At 49.8% G+C, this 19,004-nt stretch carries 16 protein-coding genes; 11 read left to right on the top strand and 5 right to left on the bottom strand.

What is annotated here, in order from left to right:
- Positions 1-65: 65 nt before the first annotated feature.
- Both Q0X25_RS03520 and hisS read left to right on the top strand, forming a co-directional pair.
- Positions 66-686: a DUF47 domain-containing protein gene (locus Q0X25_RS03520; RefSeq protein ID WP_298579069.1), complete on the top strand. Its 621-nt coding sequence runs from the start codon at positions 66-68 to the stop codon at positions 684-686.
- Between the two features lie 151 nt (positions 687-837).
- Positions 838-2,151 carry a histidine--tRNA ligase gene (gene hisS, locus Q0X25_RS03525; RefSeq protein WP_298579070.1) on the top strand — a complete coding sequence of 438 codons (1,314 nt, stop codon included), beginning with the start codon at positions 838-840 and terminating at the stop codon, positions 2,149-2,151.
- A 14-nt stretch (positions 2,152-2,165) separates the two neighbouring features.
- Here the strand turns inward: hisS and Q0X25_RS03530 are convergent, their stop codons facing one another.
- From Q0X25_RS03530 to Q0X25_RS03545, 4 genes are read right to left on the bottom strand one after another with little or no spacing between them, the layout of a single operon-like run.
- A complete protein-coding gene (locus tag Q0X25_RS03530) occupies positions 2,166-3,035 on the bottom strand; it encodes a spermidine synthase (protein ID WP_298579071.1) in 870 nt (289 codons plus the stop codon).
- A gap of 23 nt (positions 3,036-3,058) precedes the next feature.
- A complete protein-coding gene (gene mscL / locus Q0X25_RS03535) occupies positions 3,059-3,478 on the bottom strand; it encodes a large conductance mechanosensitive channel protein MscL (protein WP_298579072.1) in 420 nt (139 codons plus the stop codon).
- 38 nt (positions 3,479-3,516) lie between these two features.
- Entirely contained in the window at positions 3,517-3,993 is a 477-nt protein-coding gene (gene dtd, locus Q0X25_RS03540) for a D-aminoacyl-tRNA deacylase (RefSeq protein ID WP_298579073.1), read from the bottom strand.
- Between the two features lie 8 nt (positions 3,994-4,001).
- Positions 4,002-5,765, bottom strand: coding sequence for a carboxypeptidase M32 (locus tag Q0X25_RS03545; RefSeq protein WP_298579074.1), 1,764 nt, complete (start codon positions 5,763-5,765; stop codon positions 4,002-4,004).
- A gap of 263 nt (positions 5,766-6,028) precedes the next feature.
- Between Q0X25_RS03545 and Q0X25_RS03550 the strand changes: the two genes are divergently transcribed.
- The 7 genes from Q0X25_RS03550 to Q0X25_RS03580 all read left to right on the top strand — a co-directional run bounded on the left by Q0X25_RS03550 (position 6,029) and on the right by Q0X25_RS03580 (position 14,576).
- A complete protein-coding gene (locus Q0X25_RS03550) occupies positions 6,029-6,970 on the top strand; it encodes an ROK family protein (protein ID WP_298579075.1) in 942 nt (313 codons plus the stop codon).
- 139 nt (positions 6,971-7,109) lie between these two features.
- Positions 7,110-7,565 carry a PTS sugar transporter subunit IIA gene (locus Q0X25_RS03555; protein WP_298579076.1) on the top strand — a complete coding sequence of 152 codons (456 nt, stop codon included), beginning with the start codon at positions 7,110-7,112 and terminating at the stop codon, positions 7,563-7,565.
- 200 nt (positions 7,566-7,765) lie between these two features.
- On the top strand, positions 7,766-9,088 hold the full coding sequence (gene brnQ, locus Q0X25_RS03560; RefSeq protein WP_298579077.1) for a branched-chain amino acid transport system II carrier protein: 1,323 nt from the start codon (positions 7,766-7,768) through the stop codon (positions 9,086-9,088).
- A 42-nt stretch (positions 9,089-9,130) separates the two neighbouring features.
- Positions 9,131-9,949 carry an HAD family hydrolase gene (locus tag Q0X25_RS03565; protein WP_298579078.1) on the top strand — a complete coding sequence of 273 codons (819 nt, stop codon included), beginning with the start codon at positions 9,131-9,133 and terminating at the stop codon, positions 9,947-9,949.
- A gap of 332 nt (positions 9,950-10,281) precedes the next feature.
- On the top strand, positions 10,282-11,349 hold the full coding sequence (gene pheS, locus Q0X25_RS03570) for a phenylalanine--tRNA ligase subunit alpha (RefSeq protein ID WP_298579079.1): 1,068 nt from the start codon (positions 10,282-10,284) through the stop codon (positions 11,347-11,349).
- A 31-nt stretch (positions 11,350-11,380) separates the two neighbouring features.
- The gene (pheT, locus tag Q0X25_RS03575; RefSeq protein ID WP_298579080.1) at positions 11,381-13,840 is read left to right on the top strand and encodes a phenylalanine--tRNA ligase subunit beta; all 2,460 of its coding nucleotides are present in this window, start codon (positions 11,381-11,383) and stop codon (positions 13,838-13,840) included.
- A gap of 58 nt (positions 13,841-13,898) precedes the next feature.
- A complete protein-coding gene (locus tag Q0X25_RS03580; protein ID WP_298579082.1) occupies positions 13,899-14,576 on the top strand; it encodes a hypothetical protein in 678 nt (225 codons plus the stop codon).
- Positions 14,577-14,852: 276 nt separating this feature from the next.
- Here Q0X25_RS03580 and Q0X25_RS03585 read toward each other — a convergent pair whose 3' ends face one another.
- Positions 14,853-16,274: an amidophosphoribosyltransferase gene (locus Q0X25_RS03585; protein ID WP_298579083.1), complete on the bottom strand. Its 1,422-nt coding sequence runs from the start codon at positions 16,272-16,274 to the stop codon at positions 14,853-14,855.
- Positions 16,275-16,480: 206 nt separating this feature from the next.
- Between Q0X25_RS03585 and Q0X25_RS03590 the strand changes: the two genes are divergently transcribed.
- Complete coding sequence (locus Q0X25_RS03590) at positions 16,481-17,236, top strand: GntR family transcriptional regulator (protein ID WP_298579084.1); 756 nt, start codon at positions 16,481-16,483, stop codon at positions 17,234-17,236.
- A gap of 40 nt (positions 17,237-17,276) precedes the next feature.
- Positions 17,277-18,653, top strand: a complete 1,377-nt coding sequence (locus tag Q0X25_RS03595) for an alpha-amylase family glycosyl hydrolase (RefSeq protein ID WP_298579085.1) — start codon at positions 17,277-17,279, stop codon at positions 18,651-18,653.
- Positions 18,654-19,004: the final 351 nt, after the last annotated feature.

The following is a 19,004-nucleotide window of genomic DNA, read 5'->3' on the forward strand; positions in this document are numbered from 1 at the left end:
AGACAGGGTTTTAATCTCACGGAATTTAGACGCTCGCTTCGTTCATTGCAAATAAGGAGTAGGTTATGTCCAAGCTCAAAAGGGAAGATGTCTTTTACACGATGTTGAAGGACTTCGCCGCCACGCTGGTTGAAGCCGCCGAACTTTACGTCGAGATTTTAGAGAACTACCCTGCTAGCTTTGCCAAGATTCCTAAGTTAAAAGTGCTTGAGAATAAATGTGATGACAAAGTCAAAAAGATCATGCATAACCTCTATGCTTCGTTCATCACGCCGATTGATCGCGAAGATATCTCTGAGCTTGCGATGTCGTTGGATGATGTTATGGACGAGATGAATGGTGTTGTGTTGCGCCTTGATCTCTTTGGTGCCACTGAGATGCGAATGGAAGGTCCCCAGATGGGTGAGCTCACCCTTGCTGCAGTGCGCGAGATGAAAGAAATGTTTGATCATCTGCCCAACTACAAAAACGATGCTGTGGTGATGGAAAAGGCAATCGCTGTCAGTCACATCGAAGATGAAGGCGACCGCATATACCACAACGCTATTCGTCGTCTCTTTCAGGAAGAAGAGGGCGGCAAAGTTGCCACTGCTTGGCTGCGCCTCTTTGACCGCATGGAGTACGTCCTCAATAGCTGCGATCACGTGTGCATCATTGTTCGCTCTGTTGTTTTGAAGAGTGCCTAGCGCCCAAGCGGTATGCAAGCAAACAGCGCGTAAAGAAATTTCGCCAAACAGAGGATGGATAAGTGTGGCGGAGCAGTAGCTTTAGTTGAGCGGCTCCCACACAACCCATCTTGGGTATACTTGCTCACGTATGTCAAATGGTGGAGGCAACATGGCGCAACGTATCCAAGGTACAGAAGATCTTTTTGGTGCTTATATGCGTAGCTGGCAACATATGCAAGATTGTGCGCGCGAGCTTTTTGATGCATATGGCTTTGATGCAATCGAGACACCCGCACTCGAGCAAGTGGCAACATTTACCCATGGTATTGGTGAGTCAACCGATGTCGTACGCAAAGAGATGTTCCGTGTGTTTTCAGGAGCTTTGCTTGAAGGTTTATTGGCTCAAGGTGATGAGAGCAGGCTCAAGGCAAGACAACGTATGGCCCTGCGTCCCGAGGGTACCGCAGGTGTCGTGCGCGCTGCTGTTGAGCATAATTTTGTTCCTCAAGGTGGAGCGCCTGTAAAGGTGTGGTATGCCGAGCCGATGTTTCGTGGTGAACGCCCTCAAAAAGGACGCCTACGTCAATTCCACCAGGTAGGCATTGAGTGGATGGGCGCATCTGACCCTGCAGTGGACGCCGAAGTCATCATCATGCTCATGGAATTTTATAAGCGTCTGGGTTTAGACGCTTCGTGCCTCAAGCTAACCATTAACTCCATGGGCGATAGTGCTTGTCGCCCTGCCTACCGCAATAGGGTGCGTGACTTCATCTTGGATCACAAAGATGAGATGTGTGAGGATTGCCTAGAGCGTGCTGAGATCAATCCACTACGTAGTTTTGATTGCAAAAACGACCATTGTCGCGAACTTATGAAAAACGCACCGTTAGTAAGCGATCACCTATGCGATGACTGTGCTGAACACTATGCCCAAGTTAAGAAGTACCTCGATGAGGCTGGTGTGGTGTATGTTGAGGACCCCACACTCGTACGTGGTCTCGATTATTACACGCGTACAGTCTTTGAGGTTGAGTATGTGGGTGATGCTGCGATTGGTGCTATTGGCGGTGGCGGTCGCTATGATGGTTTAGCTGAGCTCGAGGGTGGCAGGCCCTGCCCTGGCATTGGTTGGGCTGTCGGTTTTGAACGCATTATGCTGGCGCTTAAGGATGCGGGTGCAGACTTAGCAGGTACCGAGCCTAGCTGTGTATATGTGGCAAACACCCAGCCTGAGTTGCGCGATGAGGCCTTTAAGGTAACGCTTGCACTAAGAGGAGCAGGGCTACGTTGTGAGGCGGATTATCAGGGACGCTCGCTCAAGAGTCAGTTCAAACAAGCAGATCGCTTTCATGCCAAGGTTTGTGTTGTATTGGGCCCCGACGAGCTCGCAGAGGGCAAAGCAAGTGTGCGCGACATGATTTCCCATGAGCAGACCCAAGTTGAGCTTGAAGATTTGCTTGGGTATGTGAGCAAGTTGATGTAGATAGAACCCATTTTTCAATGCTCATTTGCAGTTTCTCCGGTGCAACTCATCCAAGTGCCGGGGAAGCTTCTTTGTTGGTCGCTAGCGATGACCACAATATTGCTCGGCTCTGTAGGCTCTTCGAGTGAGCAGGGAATCACATCAACAGAGGCAAAGTGAGTACAGAGTACAGATATCACCCTGTTGAGAATGCTTGCTTGAGGTCCCATAAGGGCAGAGACGATATTGGTGATATACATGCCGCCAGTATGTAGGTGTGCGTGTATAAGTTCAGCTGCAGATACATCCATGAGTGACTCAGCCGGCCTGTGAGCGATAAAGCAGTCGTTAAGTATTACGTCATAGCGCTTGTTCGATGGCAGGCTTTCAAGGTAGGAGCGCCCATCGGCGGTATAGATATGGAAACAATTGTCGCCTGAGGGACCAAACTGCCTCTCGAGCTCATCCACATAAAACCATTTGCGTGCAAGGGCAACTATCTGCTCATCCAGCTCTACCACATCAAGGCTTGCGCTGGGATAAGTTGCAAGCATATGGTGTGGCCAAGCAAAACCTCCCCCTCCGATGAGCAATAGGTGTTTCGCGGCGTTGTTCTGTCTTGGTGCATTAGTTTCATAAAAAGCGAGGTCAAAGCGTTGTAGATAGGGAAATGGGGGATCTCCAGAAAGATTGTCTAGCCACAGCGCAGACTGCTGCATATCTTCAACTAACAGCAGTCGCATCTGTCTGCCGCAAGGAAAATCTATCGTACGCACTTGAGTTGTGCCACCAAGGGTCATACCAGAAAATTCGAGCCTGCTTCTCAAGCTTTTCTTTTCCAAAAGGGCAAGGAAATATGAGCGCAGGCTCGAAAAACGTGCTTGTATGAATTTAAAGAAAGACACTCAAGCGCCTTTCACTATGAAGATTAGTGTAGGTCAGCGCCACAGTGTGGGCATCTCGTTGCGCCTTCCTTAATCTCCTCTAGACAATAGGGGCAAGTAGGTGCAGGAGCTGCTTCTTCCTTGATCTTGCCTGTGTGCTTTTCTGCCAAAGCTTGCATCTTGTTGAGGCTTTTGACGAGGCAGAAGACCACAAAAGCAATAATCAAGAAGTTGATGATAGCGGAAATGAATGCACCAAAATCGACCGTTGCACCGTTAAATGTAAAGGTCAGGCCTTTAACGTCGGGATTGCCACCAATCATAGAGATGAGAGGATTGATGATGTTTTCAGTTAGCGAGGTGACAATGGCAGTGAAAGCACCACCGATAATAACGCCGACAGCAAGATCCATCACATTGCCGCGGGAGATAAATTCCTTGAATTCCTTTACAAACTTTTTCATAGAGAAAAACCTTCCTCTCCAAGGTTTTAAGCTGCGCTTTATGATAGCTGCCGCCGAGGTTTTGTGAGTTCCTCAGTTTCTAGCCAAATAGTGACAGGCCCGTCATTGGTGAGTGTTACCTTCATATCCGCAGCAAAAATACCTCTGCCCACGCGCTCGTCACCCAAATCATTTTCTGCAAGTTGACAAAAATATTGGTAGAGTTCCTCTGCCATAGGAGGAGGTGCTGCTTCGGCAAAAGAAGGGCGATTGCCACGGCGACAGTTGGCATAAAGGGTGAACTGACTTACCACCAATATGCTGCCGCCAACATCTTCAAGTGACAAGTTTATCTTGCCTGCCGTATCGTCAAAGACGCGTAGCTTGCGAATTTTTTCCCAGAGTAGTTTTGCCGTCGCCTCATCATCGGCAGGACCTACTCCCAATAAAATGAGATAGCCCACGCCGCAGCTGCCAGTAGAGCTGCCCTCTACCCTGCACTCTGCCTGGCTTACCCGTTGTAGCAATGCCCGCATATACTCACCTAGAGACCATAGATCGAGGAAAATTTTTGTATGAGATAGTCGGTATAGTGACGTGTGACAAAGGGCTCACCTGTTGCCGTCAAGATAAGGTCTTTGGGGTCACGAGACCTGCCATAGTGCCATACGCGGCTGCGCAACCATTCACGGATAGGAGCCAAATTGCCCGAGGCGATAACGCCTTCCCAGTCCATGCCTTCAGAAATCATAGCAGCGCGGAATTGAGCACCATAGGCACCGCCCAATGCATAGGTGGGGAAGTATCCAATCAGACCATCAGCCCAGTGGGTATCTTGTAGCGCACCATGAGTTGCGTCAGGTACGCGAACGCCGAGGTACTCATGGTATTTTTGAGCCCAAAGGTCGGGAATATCGGCAGCCTTTGCCTCACCTGACATAAGCAACTGCTCGAGTTCGTAGCGCACCAATATGTGCAGAGGATAGGTAAGTTCATCAGCTTCAACGCGGATGGGCTGAGGCATGACGACATTTGCTGCCAAATAGAGCTGGCGTGCACTCACACGATTGAAGTGGCCAGGAAAGTGGCGACGCAAAATCTCAAGTAGTGGTCCCGAAAAAGCCTCGGAACGTCCAACGTAGTTTTCGAAGAAGCGCGATTGAGCTTCGTGCATGCCGCTGGAAGTACCACCCTTGAGTGAGGTGTAGTTGTACTCGGGATTGACGCCCTGCTCGTAGAGGGCATGACCTCCCTCGTGCAGCATGGTAAACACGTTGGATAAGACATCATCTTCGTAAACATGCGCAGCGATGATTGCGTAGTTGGTGGTCAATGCATCAGAGAAGGGATGCTCGGTCTTGGTCAAGAAAAGCGATTGAAAAGAAAGCCCCTCAATACGTGCAAGGTCAGTGGCAACTTCCCACTGACGACGTTCGTCAAAATGTCCTTCTACGAGACGATGACTGGGTTTGCGGCGAGCTGCTGATACCTCTGCTAACAGGGGGACGACAACCTCCTTGACCTGTTCAAAGAAGCGGTCATAAAAAGCTGTACTGCTGCCCTGCTCAAATTCGTCAAGCCATACATCGTAAGCATTGACGCCAGGTTTTTTGTAGTTTGCAAGCCTGCGCATTGACTCGGTAATACGGTCAAGATAAGGAGCAAACGAGTCCCAGTCATTGGCTGCCTTAGCCTTGTGCCATACATCGTCAGACTCGGTTACAAGGCGTGTGAAGGCTGCTTGCTCATCGGCAGGAACATCAACTAGTTGTGCACGATCTCGCTTGAGAATGCGTACTTGTGCGCGTTGAGTATCGTTTTCGAGTTCGAGTGCTGTTGCAGTTGAGAGACGGTCCAGCAGAGCGCCTGTTGCAGGTGAGCAGAGCAACTCCTGAGCTTCTTCCTGAAGAACTGCGAGTGCCTCGCCACGGTCTGCAGTTGCATCCTCAGGATCAATTGACATGCCATAGCAGCTCATACCCACTGTAGCATAGCGGTGTGCGTAAAGATGGCGCTCGAGCTTGTCTAAAGCCTCAAGGTCAGCGCGGGGATTGGGTACTGCGGCATCTGCTGCGAGGGGAGGGATACCAGGTATCCCAGGAAGTGTGGGGATGCTTGCTGCGGGTACTTCGCGATGCGGTTTTTCATCCGTAGCAACAGCCATGCTATCTGGCTCGTCTAAGTCAAGACTTTGCTGAGAAGCAGGCAGTGTCTCTGTAGTCTGCTGAAGTTTTTCTTCATCTACGTGCTGAGCGCATCTTTGCTCGTCTTGAGATGGTTTCATAAAGGATGGAAGCTTATTGCTCATAGTTCCCCCTGTTGCGCCGTGGTGTGTGTGGGGCCGTATGGAAGTAACGTTTCCCAGGACCCAGAAACGATATACGAGGCACAGTGTAGCGCATGCTTGCCTGTGTATAGAGTGCCTACATGCTCCTTTCGGCTAATAGCTACAAGCTCTCTGCAGTTTGTCTTTGCCAATGTATTTATGTATCTCAAGCAAAAATGGCCTGCAGTAAGCCTTGTTTTGAGGGATACTTAAAGCCATCCGTTGGTAGACAAAAGGAGCAAGCTATGGCTTATGTACTTGGTATCGATGTGGGCGGCACTTCTATCAAGGCAGGCCTTTTTAATGAAGAAGGAAAGCTTCTTGATATCGCCAAAATCAAGACAACTGAATTGGTGAACGAAGAGGCCTTCCATATTGTGACGGCGGGTCTCGATAAGTTGCTGGCAGCCTCCCAGCTGACGCCTGCTGATATTGTGGCTGTAGGCCTCGATGTACCTGGGCCTGTTGATGCTCGCGGACATGTAGGCGTGCTTCCCAATATCACGCTTGATGTTGAGGGCTTTGAGGCAGCGCTCAAAGCGCATTTTGCGACAGCAGCACTTGCCTTTGCTAACGATGCGAATGCGGCAGCCCTCGGTGAGATGTGGCAAGGTGGTGCTAAAGGTATCAAGAGTTGCGTCATGGTTACCTTGGGCACGGGCGTGGGTGGCGGCGTCATCATTGATGGCAAGCTGGTTGCGGGTACCTTTGGTGCGGGTGGTGAAATTGGTCACATCAATATGGAGCCCAACGAGACTGAGAGTTGCGGCTGTGGTAACAAAGGTTGCCTTGAGCAGTATGCCTCGGCGAAAGGCCTAGTTAAGCTCTATCTCAAGGCATGCAAAGATGCAGGTCAAACACCTGTTGCCATTGAGCATGCCACCGATACTATCTCGATTTTTTCTGCTTTTGCAGCAGGGGATGTTTGCGCTGCGCAAGCAATTGATACGATGTGTGCCTACCTCGGTCGTGCTTTGTCTCAGATTGCCGCTATTGTGGACCCTGAGTTAGTGCTGATAGGTGGTGGTGTGGCGGGAGCTTGGAACGTTATTGGGCCCAAAATTACAGCTGCATTCCGTGAGCGTTGCTTCCCTGCTTGTGCGGCGATGCGTATTAGCGCTGCAACATTGGGCAATGAGGCGGGGATGTACGGTGCTGCTTATTGTGCCATGCAAGAACGTGCCTAGCAGGCGAAAACTTGCGATAAGTACGTAGTAATGCCCTCATGTGCGTTAGCTTTTCGCTCGTACGTGGTATCCTAAAAAAGATATAAACGAAGTGTCGGGCGACACTTCGTCCTGTATGGTCGCGAGTAAGGAGAAATCCATGGTTGACCTTGTCAAAGCCTCTCACGTTTTTCTTGACTGCCCTGCAAGGGATGTGAATGAAGCCCTGCATGTGATTGCAGACAAGGCTGTTGAGCTGGGAATTGGTACTGATCCTGATGCAATTTTTAAGGCTCTACGTTCCCGCGAAGATATGGGTTCTACTGGTATGACCGATGGTTATGCTATTCCGCACGCAATGGCTCCTGAAGTCAAGGAGACGGCTGTCATTGTTCTTAAGCTTTCGGGTGATGTTGCCTGGAAGACCATGGATGAGGCCCCTGTTGTCTATGCTATTGCTTTGCTTGTTCCCGCTGAGGAGGGCACAAGCGTCCATCTGGAGCTGCTTTCCAAGATTGCTCGCGTGCTAACCCACGCTAACTTCCGTACCGAGATGGAAAATGCTACAGATGCAGAAACTATCGCTGCTGCTATCAACAAGCGTTTGCATAAATAAGGTACATAAGCTTAGCTAGCTCAAGCCTGATAGTTATTTGTGAACAGCCTCCCATTTCTTGGATATCGAGAAATGGGAGGTTTTTTGTATCAAAAATTGCGAAAAGTTAACAAGCGAAAGAATAGTTGGTTTTGAGATTCCCATTTTGCACAGGTGATGGTAGGGTGTTTCAACGCTATTTTTTTGTTTGGGGGATAGATATGGAAGCAAAACAAGGAAGCGACAGACTCGGTTTGCGTGATGGCCTCATCGTTGGGGTTACGCTTTTTTCCATGTTCTTTGGGGCGGGCAATCTGATTCTTGCTCCTCGTTTGGGCGTACAAGCGGGTACTGATACTCCGCTTGCCCTCTTAGGCTTTCTTGTTTCTGCAGTAGGCCTACCGGTGTTGACGATTGCCGCCGTTGCCTTGGCAGGAACTGCGCGTGATTTGGGAGGACGTATTCATCCCAAATTTGCCGAAATTTTTATGGCATTGGTCTACCTTGCCATTGGACCCTGTCTGGCAATTCCACGTACTGCATCAACCTCATTTGCAATGTTTGATCCGCTGATGCCAAAGCTAGACTCCACTGCTTTATTTTGGGCACAGTTAGGGTTTGCGCTGGTTTTTTTCTTGGTGGCATACCTTTTGGCCATGCATCCCAACCGCTTGACCGAACTCATGGGTAAAATTTCTGGTCCCGCACTCATTGGCTTGATTGTGATTGTGGTGGGCATTACCCTGATTGACCCACCTGCATCGACTCCAACGGCTGCGACTGCACCTTATGATGTGGCTCCTGTACTTGCTGGATTTACGACAGGCTACCAAACTATGGATATGCTGGCAGGTCTTGCTTTTGGCCTTGTCATCTCGATGAACATTCGTGAATTGGGTCTAAATGAGCCAAAGTTTGTTGCCAAGCAGGTCATGCGTTCTGGTGTGGTTGCAGGTGCGTTGATGGGTGTTATCTATATAGGCTTTGGCATAGTCGGCATGATGGTAGGTCCCGTGTTGGGTGGCACCTCTAACGGTGCAGATGTGATTAGCGAGGCTGCAAATCTGCATTTTGGTGTTGCGGGTACGGCTATTGTTGCTGCAATTTTTGCTCTTGCTTGCTTGAATGTATGTATCGGCCTTATCTGCTCAATTGGTGCATACTTTTTCCAGACCTATGGGAAGATGAGCTATAAGCAGTGGGCCTTGCTTATAGCGGCGGTGTCAGCCATCTTTGCAAACTTTGGCTTGGCAACAATTTTGGGTTACTCGGTGCCCGTGCTTTCGGCACTTTATCCTGTGGCAATTGTACTGGTGTTGATGGGACTTTTGCCCACATCAGCTAAGCATTCCATGGCCTGGAAAGTGGCTGTGGCAGTATGTACGGTTGTGAGCGTAATCATTGCCTTCCGTGATGGATTTATGCCTAAGACGTGGCTGCCCTTTGATTTGCTTCCTTTGGCGGCTATGGGTATGGCTTGGGTGCTGCCGACGCTACTAGGCTATGTTGCGGGATTTGCGGCGGAGTTTTTACAACAACGGTAGCTGCCATACGTTGCAAAGAGAGCCAGCAAAAGGAGAGTACGCGTGAATGAGTTCAAACTCATTTTGGCTGACATTGACGGGACAATTTTGCCTGCAGGCCATCATCAGGTCAGTGAGCGTACGACTGCCGCTCTTGAGGCGGCGCTCGATGCAGGTATTCGCGTAGGTGTGGCTACGGGTCGCGCACGCGAATGGGCAATTCCTATGTTGCGCAACAAGCAACGCCTTGCCGATACGATGCTGGCCACCAATGGTATGCAGGTTTTTTTGGATGGCGAGCTGCTGCACGAAGAGCATATCGACAATAAGCAAATTGGTCGTATGACTGAGTTTTTGGAGCAACTCCCGCATGCTGGCTTGGTGTGTTTTGACGGTGGGGTACCGCAGCTGGTGGCAGGAAGCATAAAGGACATGGGGCGTTGTTTTCCTAAGTATGTTGAGAGCTGCCGCATATTGCATGAACTGCCAAGTACGCGTACCGTCAAATGCAATGCCTTTCAAGTGGGCGATCTTGATAATACGCGCAGCTTTTCAGCCTTGCTCAATGAACAGTTTGACGATTTGAGTTTTGATGTACCACAGCCTGCGTGGATTAACGTTACACCGCGTGGTTGGTCAAAGGCAACGGGTATCGATTTACTTTGCCAAGCTATTGGTTGCAGCCTTGATGCAGTGGTAGTCTTTGGCGATGGTGGTAACGATGTAACTATGCTTGAGCATGTGCCATATTCTGTAGCAGTGCAAGGGGCAGCCCCTGAGGCTTTGGCAGCAGCACGCTATCATATTGGACGCTGCGAAGACGATGCGGTGGCTGCCACTATAGAGGCTATCGTGGCGGGACGGTGGGAAGCGCAAGACTAGGAAGGTTTTGGTAGCAAGGTGTGCTAGACTTGCCCGCAGGCGATGACGGAGAGGTTTGCTTGTCGTATGACTTCAGACAGAGAGGGCACTCAGTGGTTGAGAGGTGCCTCTGAGGTTGACAAACAGAGTTCACTCTAACAGCTGCAACCCGAACGTATGCGTTAATTGCGCATATCACTAAGTGAGCCGTAAGTTCTACGACACAGAACAAAAGAGGAGACGGTGGGCAGACATCCACCGCTCAACTGAGGTGGTACCGCGGAGACATCCGTCCTTGGATTGCGCATTTGCGCGTCAGGGGCGGTTTTTTATTGCGTGAAGGAGGAAAACACATGGCAATGACCGACGAACTTGCTGCCATTAAGGCACAGGTGAGGGAGGGTCTTGATAAGGCTCAGACGGTCGAGGAGCTCGAGCAGGTCCGCGTTGCGGCAACTGGCAAAAAGGGTCGCCTCACAGCCATCATGCGTATGATGGGAAAAGTCGCTCCTGAGGAGCGTCCCGCAATGGGCAAACTGGCAAATACGGTTCGCTCTAATATCGAAGCTATGATTGCTGCACGCAGGGGCGAACTCGATCAGGCTGCTCTTGACAGGAAAATCTCTGCTGAGGCAGTGGATGTGACTCTACCTGGTCGTTCTTCTCGTATTGGCACCCAGCATCTCATCTCACAAATTCGTGAGGAGATTGAAGACGTTTTTTGCGGATTGGGCTATACCGTTGAGGATGGCCCTTATATCGAGGACGTTTATCACAACTTTACCGCACTTAATGCTCCTGTTGATCATCCCAGCCGCTCGGCAAACGATACCTTCTATGTGGTTGATAACGCTCCTGAGGGTAAGGGTGACTTGGGGCTTTCAAGCTCGGATTTGCTGCTGCGTACTCAGACCTCAGGCGTACAGGTACATGTCATGGAGCAGCGCAAACCGCCTATCTATATGATTTGTCCTGGTACCGTATTTCGTCCTGATACCGCAGATGCCAATCACTTGCCTCAGTTTACGCAGGTAGAAGGTTTGGTGGTTGACGAAGGTATCACTTTTGGTGACCTTAAAGGAACGCTTGATTACTTCTGTCGTGAAATCTTTGGTAAAGATCGTGCGACGCGCTATCGTCCGCACTTCTTCCCTTTTACCGAGCCAAGCTGTGAGGTTGATGTCTCTTGTGGCGTATGCCATGGTAAGGGCTGCCGTTTTTGTAAAAATACTGGTTGGCTTGAGATCTTGGGCTGCGGCATGGTCGATCCCAACGTTTTGCGTTATGTAGACATTGATCCCGAAAAATACACTGGCTTTGCCTTTGGTATCGGTGTTGAGCGCGTTGCTGCCCTGCGTTATGACCTGCCTGACCTACGCATGTTGATGACTGGCGACGAGCGCTTCCTCAAGCAGTTCTAATACCCCGCGCGACCAAGAAGGGACAATACTAATGCGCGTTTCATATGAGTGGCTCAAGTCGATGATCGATGTGCCTGCCGATCCCAAAGGTTTGGTAGCTGAGTTTGTTCGTACAGGTACTGAAGTCGAAGCTGTTGAAAAAATGGGTGCTGACCTGCATAACGTGGTCACAGGTCAAGTGATTTCAAAGCAGCCTCATCCCGACTCAGACCATATGTGGCTCTGTCAGGTGTCCGTTGGCAAGAAAAACGTTGATAAAGAAGGCAATCCCGAGCCGTTGCAGATTGTCTGCGGTGCACAGAATTTTGAAGAGGGCGACCATATTGTTGTTGCTATGGTTGGCGCCGAGTTGCCTGGTGGCTTCAAAATTAAAAAGAGCAAACTGCGTGGTGTGGACTCTCATGGTATGAATTGTTCTCAGCGTGAGTTGGGATTTGGCTCTGATCACTCGGGCATTTGGATTTTGCCCGAGGATACGCCGGTGGGTCTCGATTTTGCTGATTGGTATGGCCTGTCTGATACCGTTATCGACTGTGAGATGACACCTAATCGCCCAGACTGCTTGTCGATGACAGGCGTTGCGCAAGAGACTTCGGCAATTCTTGATAAGGATACGCATATCGAGCTGCCTCGCATTGCCCATGAGACAGAGGAGCAGGCATCTGATTTGGTGGATGTGCAGATTGATGACCCTACGCTTTGCTCGCGTTATACTGCACGCGTGCTTCGTCATGTCAAAATAGGTCCTAGTCCTGAGTGGCTTGCTCGTCGCATAACTGCTGCAGGTGCTCGTCCCATTAACAATGTAGTAGATGTAACTAACTACGTGATGTTTTTGACGGGCCAGCCTTTGCATGCCTTTGATTTGAACAAACTCTCAAAGCGCGATGGCAAACGTCACATTGTTGTACGTGCTGCTGCCGATGGTGAGCATCTGGTGACTCTTGATGGTCAAGATCGTGTGCTCGATAGTGATATGCCTCTTATTACCGATGATGGTGCGGTGCCTATTTGCCTTGCTGGTGTTATGGGTGGTGAGAACTCCGAAATTGATGAGAATACAACCGATGTTCTACTGGAGTCTGCCTGCTTTGACCATGGTCATATATCCCGTACCAGTCGCAGGCTTGATTTGATGAGTGAAGCGTCTATTCGTTATGAGCGTCAGGTGGATGCCGCCCGCTGTGCCGAGGCGTCTGATATCGCAGCAGCCTTATTTGAGCAATGCTGTGGTGCTGAGGTTTGCTCTGGCATAGTCGATGCGTATCCTGTGCCCGCAGTAGCGCCTGTAGTTGAGTTGCGTCCTGCTCGCGTGCGTCTGCTTTGCGGCGCTCCCGTGGATGATCAATTTATGATTACTCGCCTGATGAGACTTGGCTGCAAGGTGGATACCAGCGATCCTACCTCTTTCAAGGTAACCGTTCCCACCAATCGTCCCGACTTGACCCGTGAAGTTGATCTTATCGAAGAAGTGTGCCGCCTGTGGGGCGAGGGTGACATTGAGCCAACTTTGCCTGCAGCACGCAATCATGCTGGTGGTCTGTCCGTTGATCAGCAGCGCATTCGTCGCATTGGCGCTACTTTGCGTAGTTGTGGTCTATCTGAGACGAGTACGTATTGCTTTGCCGAGATGGATGATTTGACAAAGCTGGGTATGTCTGAGGAAGGCCGTGGCATTCCCGTACGTATCATGAATCCGCTGGTGGCCGATCAGGCCGAGATGCGTCGTAGCATTATTCCAGGATTGCTTCGTTCGGTGGCATATAACCTTGATCATGGCACGCCCAACGTTCATCTATATGAAATTGGTCGCGTTTTTTATGGTCATCCCAAGAAGAGCTCGCCCGATGAACCTGCTATGGTAGCAGCTGTACTTTGCGGTCGTTGGAATCTTGATGAGTGGGATACGAAATACGCTCAACTTGACTTCTTTGATGCCAAGGGAGTTATTGAACAGTTGACCTCAGCGCTTCGTCTGACCAAGGTCCGTTATAAGGTGGCAGAGCCCGAGAAGTACCGTTGGCTGCAACCTGGTCGTGCAGCTGAGATTCTTGCTGCTGGTGAGCTATTGGGTTGGGTAGGAAATATCCATCCGCTGGCTTTGCGTCGCTTTGACATTGATGAGCCAGTGGTTGCTTTTGAACTTTCACTGGCAGCGCTCTTGCGCCTTGCCAAGCGTGAGCTTCCTTACCAAGATGTGCCCACCCTGCCTGGTGTTGCAGTGGATCTTGCCTTGGTAGTTGACGAGTCTGTGACCTGTGAGCAGGTTATGCAACGTCTGCGTTCAGCTGGTGGCAAACTTTTGCGTGAAGTTCAGCTCTTTGATGTCTATCGCGATACTGTGCGTGTTGGCGCAGGTAAAAAGTCGATGGCGTTCTCACTGACCTATCGTGCTGATGACCATACGTTGACCTCAGATGAGGTAGAAAAAGCACATAGTAAGCTGGTCACTAAGGTCACAAAATCTACGGGTGGTGAAGTTCGCTCTTAAGTACGAGCTGCCTCATAGGTAAAACTATCTCGCGCGCAAAGTTCGAGAGAGGAGGAAGATGCCAAGCTGGAACATTCATACTGCGCAAGTCGAACAGCTGCTTGAGGAATATGCACCCTCTGAACTGGGAATTTGCGATTTGAATTGCTTTCTTTTTGGCAACTTCCTTCCTGATGTGTATGTGGGCTATATGGTGCCCCGTGTGAGCAAAATTATTGATTATCGTACGACCCATTTTGCCGATCCATATCATATGCCCGAGCCCGATTATCAGGAGTTTTGGCAAAGTTATGCCGAGTACAACCGAGACGGGGAAGGCCGCGTATCCGATGTAGTGCTTGGTGTTTGGGCGCATTTGGTGGCAGATCATCTGTATAACCACCATGTCAACGAGCTCATCGTCAAGCAGGGTCTTGAATACGGTGATCCACTGCGTATTCGAAAGCAGAGCGACTTTGAGTGCTTTGGCAGGACTCTCTCTATCTCTATGACGCCTCGTGTGACACCTGAGCTTATTGAGCAATGCAGAGCGTTTCCCCAATACGAGGTGGCTGAAGTTGATGTGCGTGCGGCGGTTGAGGTGGCTCGTGAGATGGTGGTGACAACGCAGGTACATCACATCGGCAGTACTCCGTGCTACTCCTTGCTTGACGCCGATTTTTTCGCACGTGTATTCGATGAGGTTAATGCGACAATTTCTACGGGTTTGCTTGCCTATGCCGAAGACCTTTCATAGCTGTTCACGTGGTGCCATAGTTCTGCTTGCCAAACGCCACGTTCTGTTTCAGAAAAAATGCCAAAAGCCACATTCTATTTCAAAGGGTCTGACGTTTGCCCAGGTAGATTTTTCTCGCGTGAAATGAAACGTGGCGTTTGGCAGTCGGCATGAAACGCAACGTGGCGTTTGGCGGTCGGCGTGAAATGAAACGTGGTGTTTGGCGCCTAGCGCAAAGTAATGCGCGGACTGCAGGTCGGCAGAAAGTGCCGATTGCAAATCCGCGCAGCTATGGTGTTATTCGCGGCCATCCCAGCAGTAGGTGCAGACGAGCTTGCGATCGATGCCGATGGCTTCAAGCATGCCATCAAGGGTTTGAAAACCAAGCGAATCAAAGCCCAGTTCCTCGCAGATGGTGCGTAGTAGACATTTACCGCGCTTTGTGGTGGGGTCAGCATACTCATCGATGTGCTGATCGGCCTCTTCACCTTCGAGCTTGCGAATGGTGCGACGCGCAATAAGCTCTTGGTCCGTGTTGGAGCGAGAGAAGGACAGATACTTGCAGCCATACATAATAGGTGGGCAAGCAGAACGCATATGTACTTCGGAGGCGCCGGTGTTGTAGAGAAAATCGACGGTCTCACGCAATTGGGTACCGCGCACGATGGAGTCATCAACTAGCAAAAGCTTCTTGCCCTCAATAAGCTCGTGGACGGGAATTTGCTTCATCTTTGCTACGCGATTGCGTACGTTTTGATCTGCTGGCATAAAAGAGCGAGGCCAGGTGGGCGTGTATTTGACAAAGGGGCGCGCAAGGGGTTTGCCGCTTTCATTTGCATAGCCGATGCCGTGAGGCAGACCTGAGTCGGGCACACCTGCAACAAAGTCAACATCGGGGATGCCATCGTTTTCCTTCTCGCGTTTGGCCATGATATGACCGTTGCGATAACGCATAGTCTCGACATTGACGCCTTCGTAATTTGAGTTGGGATACCCATAGTAAACCCAGAGGAAGGCGCAAATGCGCATCTCATCGCCAGGTTCTGCGAGAGTCTCCCAGCCTTCGGCAGTCACGCGGACAATCTCACCGGGTCCCAGCTCATGTTCGTTGGTATACCCCAATTTTTCGTAAGCAAAGGACTCAAAGGATACAGCATAACCTTCTTCGTTGGTGCCAATGAGCACAGGTAAGCGGCCCATATTATCGCGTGCGGCGATAATAGCGCCATCCTCGGTCATGATAAGCAAGGTAAGTGAGCCATCAATCTTGCTCTGGGCGTACTTAATACCTTCGACAAAATTTTCTTTTTGATTGATGAGAGCCGCAATAAGTTCGGTGCTATTGACGCGACCAGGACTTTGAACTGCAAGCTGAGCACCTTGTGCAATGTAGGCTTCTACCAACTCAGTTGTATTGTTTATACAGCCTACGGTGGTGAGGGCATACGTCCCTAGTCTTGAGTGGACAATGAGCGGTTGAGGGTCATTGTCCGAGATACAACCAATCCCTGAGGGACCTTGCAGGGACTGCAAGTCGCGTTCAAACTTTGTGCGGAAGGGACTGTTTTCGATAGAGTGCATCTTGCGTTGAAAACCCGTGCTAGGGTCGTGCAGTACCATGCCGGCGCGCCTGGTACCAAGGTGGGAGTGGTAATCGACACCAAAATAAACGTCGAGCGCAACGTCTTTGTGCGAAACCGCTCCAAAAAAGCCACCCATGGAGGTCCTTTCGTTGACCTTATGAATACGTGTGTGCACATGACACGTGTGCCAATTATAGAAGCGTTGCAGGGATAATTTTCAACTACGTAAGCTCTTACAGGAAAAGTTAATAAAAACCTAGCAAGCTTTGGAAGTAAGATAGGGTCGCTCACGATATGATGTAAAGCGTTGCAATACCTAGATTTGAGTGAGGCGAGAACGGCATGTCGAAGTTTGACCGGACGGACGGCAAGCTCTTGTATGTGCAGGTTTCCAACTACATACGCGAACGAATTTATTCCAAGGAGTGGGGTGTTAATAAGCCTATCCCTTCTGAACATGAGCTTATGAATATGTTGCAGCTTTCTCGCGGAACTGTCCAAAAAGGTATTCGGCAGCTGGTAGATGAGGGGCTACTGGTGCAACAGCAGGGTCGGGGTACTTTTGTGACCCAGCCTATTATGGCGTGCCCTTCTTCCAATCGTCTCCTTTCTTTTGGTGAGTCAATGAGTGCTCAAGGCATTGATTACGAGACGAAGGTTGTGTTGAAGCGCGTCGAGAAACCAAACGCTGCATGTGCGGAGCATTTACAGTTGGAAGTAGGTGAGGAATACCTCTATCTCGTGCGTGTGCGTTATGTGCGCAAACGCGCAGTGATGTTGATCGAGAGTCACCTGTCGCTTTCTGCGTGTCCCGGTCTCGATAAGGTGGATTTAGAAAAAGAAGCACTATTTGCTGTGGTAGAACGTCTCAGCGGTAAATGTGTTAGTAGGTCTGAGATGGTTTACAGCGCCCGCACAGCTGGCAAGACTCGTGGCGGATGGCTGGATTGCGATGAGCATGCACCTGTGCTCGATCTCGACCAGTTGGTCTTTTTAGAAGATGGAACACCCTTTGAATGGGGAAGTGTATGGCTACCTGCTAATCGTTGTGTCATTTCCAACCAAACACAACGTGTACGCGGTGTGGTAGGTGAGTAAATATCACAAGCTTAGCTTGTGATAAGAAGTGGAGAAAACAATGAGTTGGTATGAGAAATCGGCTATGTACCAGATTTACCCACTAGGTCTTTGTGGCGCTCCTTGGCGCAATGACGGTAGCTCCGAAGGCCAGGTAGAGGTGGGCACACATGCTACCGATGGTCACCGACTGCTCAATATTATTGATGATGGTTGGATTGAGCACATTCAGCGATTGGGCTGTGATTCTATAATGCTCAATCCGCTCTTTGAGAGCGATATGCACGGCTATGATACGCGCGATTACACCAAAGTTGATGCACGTTTAGGTACTAATGAGGATCTCAAAAAGCTTGTCGCTGCTTTTCATGAGGCAGGAATTTCAGTTATTTTTGATGGTGTGTTCAATCATGTTGGGCGCGGTTTTTGGGCTTTCCAAGATGTGCTTAAAAACAAGCAGGACAGTCCTTATGCTGATTGGTTTTGTATCAATTGGCTGGGCAATAACATTTATGACGATGGTTTTTCTTACGAGGATTGGAACGGTGTCAATTACCTGGTAAAACTCAATCATGTCAATTTTGAACTCAACGAATATATTGCTAATGTGATGCGCGGTTGGGAAAGTGAGTTTGATGTAGATGGAGTGCGTCTTGATGTTGCTTTTTGTCTCGATGCAGGCTTTTTGGGATATTTACGTCAAGTTGCCGATGAACTGAGCGAAAAGCGTGGCAAGAAGTTCCCGCTGATTGGCGAGGTCATGTTTGGTGACTACAATTGCTGGATGAACGAGCGAGCTTGCGACTCTGTGTATAACTATGAGGCCTACAAGGGGCTGTGGTCGAGCTTTAATTCTGCCAATATGCACGAGATTGCCTATGCTCTTGAGCGTCAGAGTGGTGACAAGCCTTGGAATTTGTATACAGGCAAGCATTTACTGACCTTTGTGGACAATCACGACGTACCTCGTATTGCTACCAAGCTTACTGACAAACGCCACCTGCGCCCAATTTATGGGCTGCTCTATGGTATGTGTGGTGTACCCAATCTCTATTATGCAAGTGAGTGGGGTTATGAAGCAGACCAGTTGCCTGGAGACCATGAGCTACGCCCGGCTTATGCGCATCCTGAGTGGAATGAGCTTACTGACTGGATTGCTTCTCTTATTGCAGCTCGTACCAAGTCTGAGGGCAGTGTAGCTTTGACCATGGGCGACTATCACGAGTTGCTTTGCCAGCCTCAGCAGTTAGTTTTCCAGCGTGCAGCAGAGGGCAAGAGGGTCATTGTGGCGATTAACGCTTCTGATGCGCCCGTAACTCTGCATTTTGATGCAGGCTGTGGGCTTGCGACCGATCTCATTACAGGTGAGGAACACGATTTTGGTGGTGGTAGTGAAGTCGAGGCCTTCTCGTGTCACTATTGGCTTTGCGAGCGCTAGTTTTTGCTTAACAGCTTTTTGGTAGTAGTTTTTACATTTTGAGCACCCTCGATTACCCCTGCCTTGTGATAGGGGTAGCTGAGGGTGCTTTCTGTAAGCAAAAAAGTATGCAGGAGAAAGAAAAATGCGAGAGGATGGCTTAAGCTTCGGCCTGTCTGTCAACAGATGGTTCAAACTTCGCACTGCTTACCAAAAGATGGTTCAAACTTCGCGCTGCTTACCAAAAGATGGTTCAAGCTTCGGACGTAACGACTACAAAACCGCAGGTCATTTTTTTCAAAAAGTCGAGAGACGAACCATCTTTGGAAAGGGAAGGGGTTGCGGGAATGAATTGGCTCAATGAAAAGGAAT

The organism is uncultured Olegusella sp. (genome assembly GCF_947253395.1).
Lineage (GTDB): Bacteria > Actinomycetota > Coriobacteriia > Coriobacteriales > Atopobiaceae > Olegusella.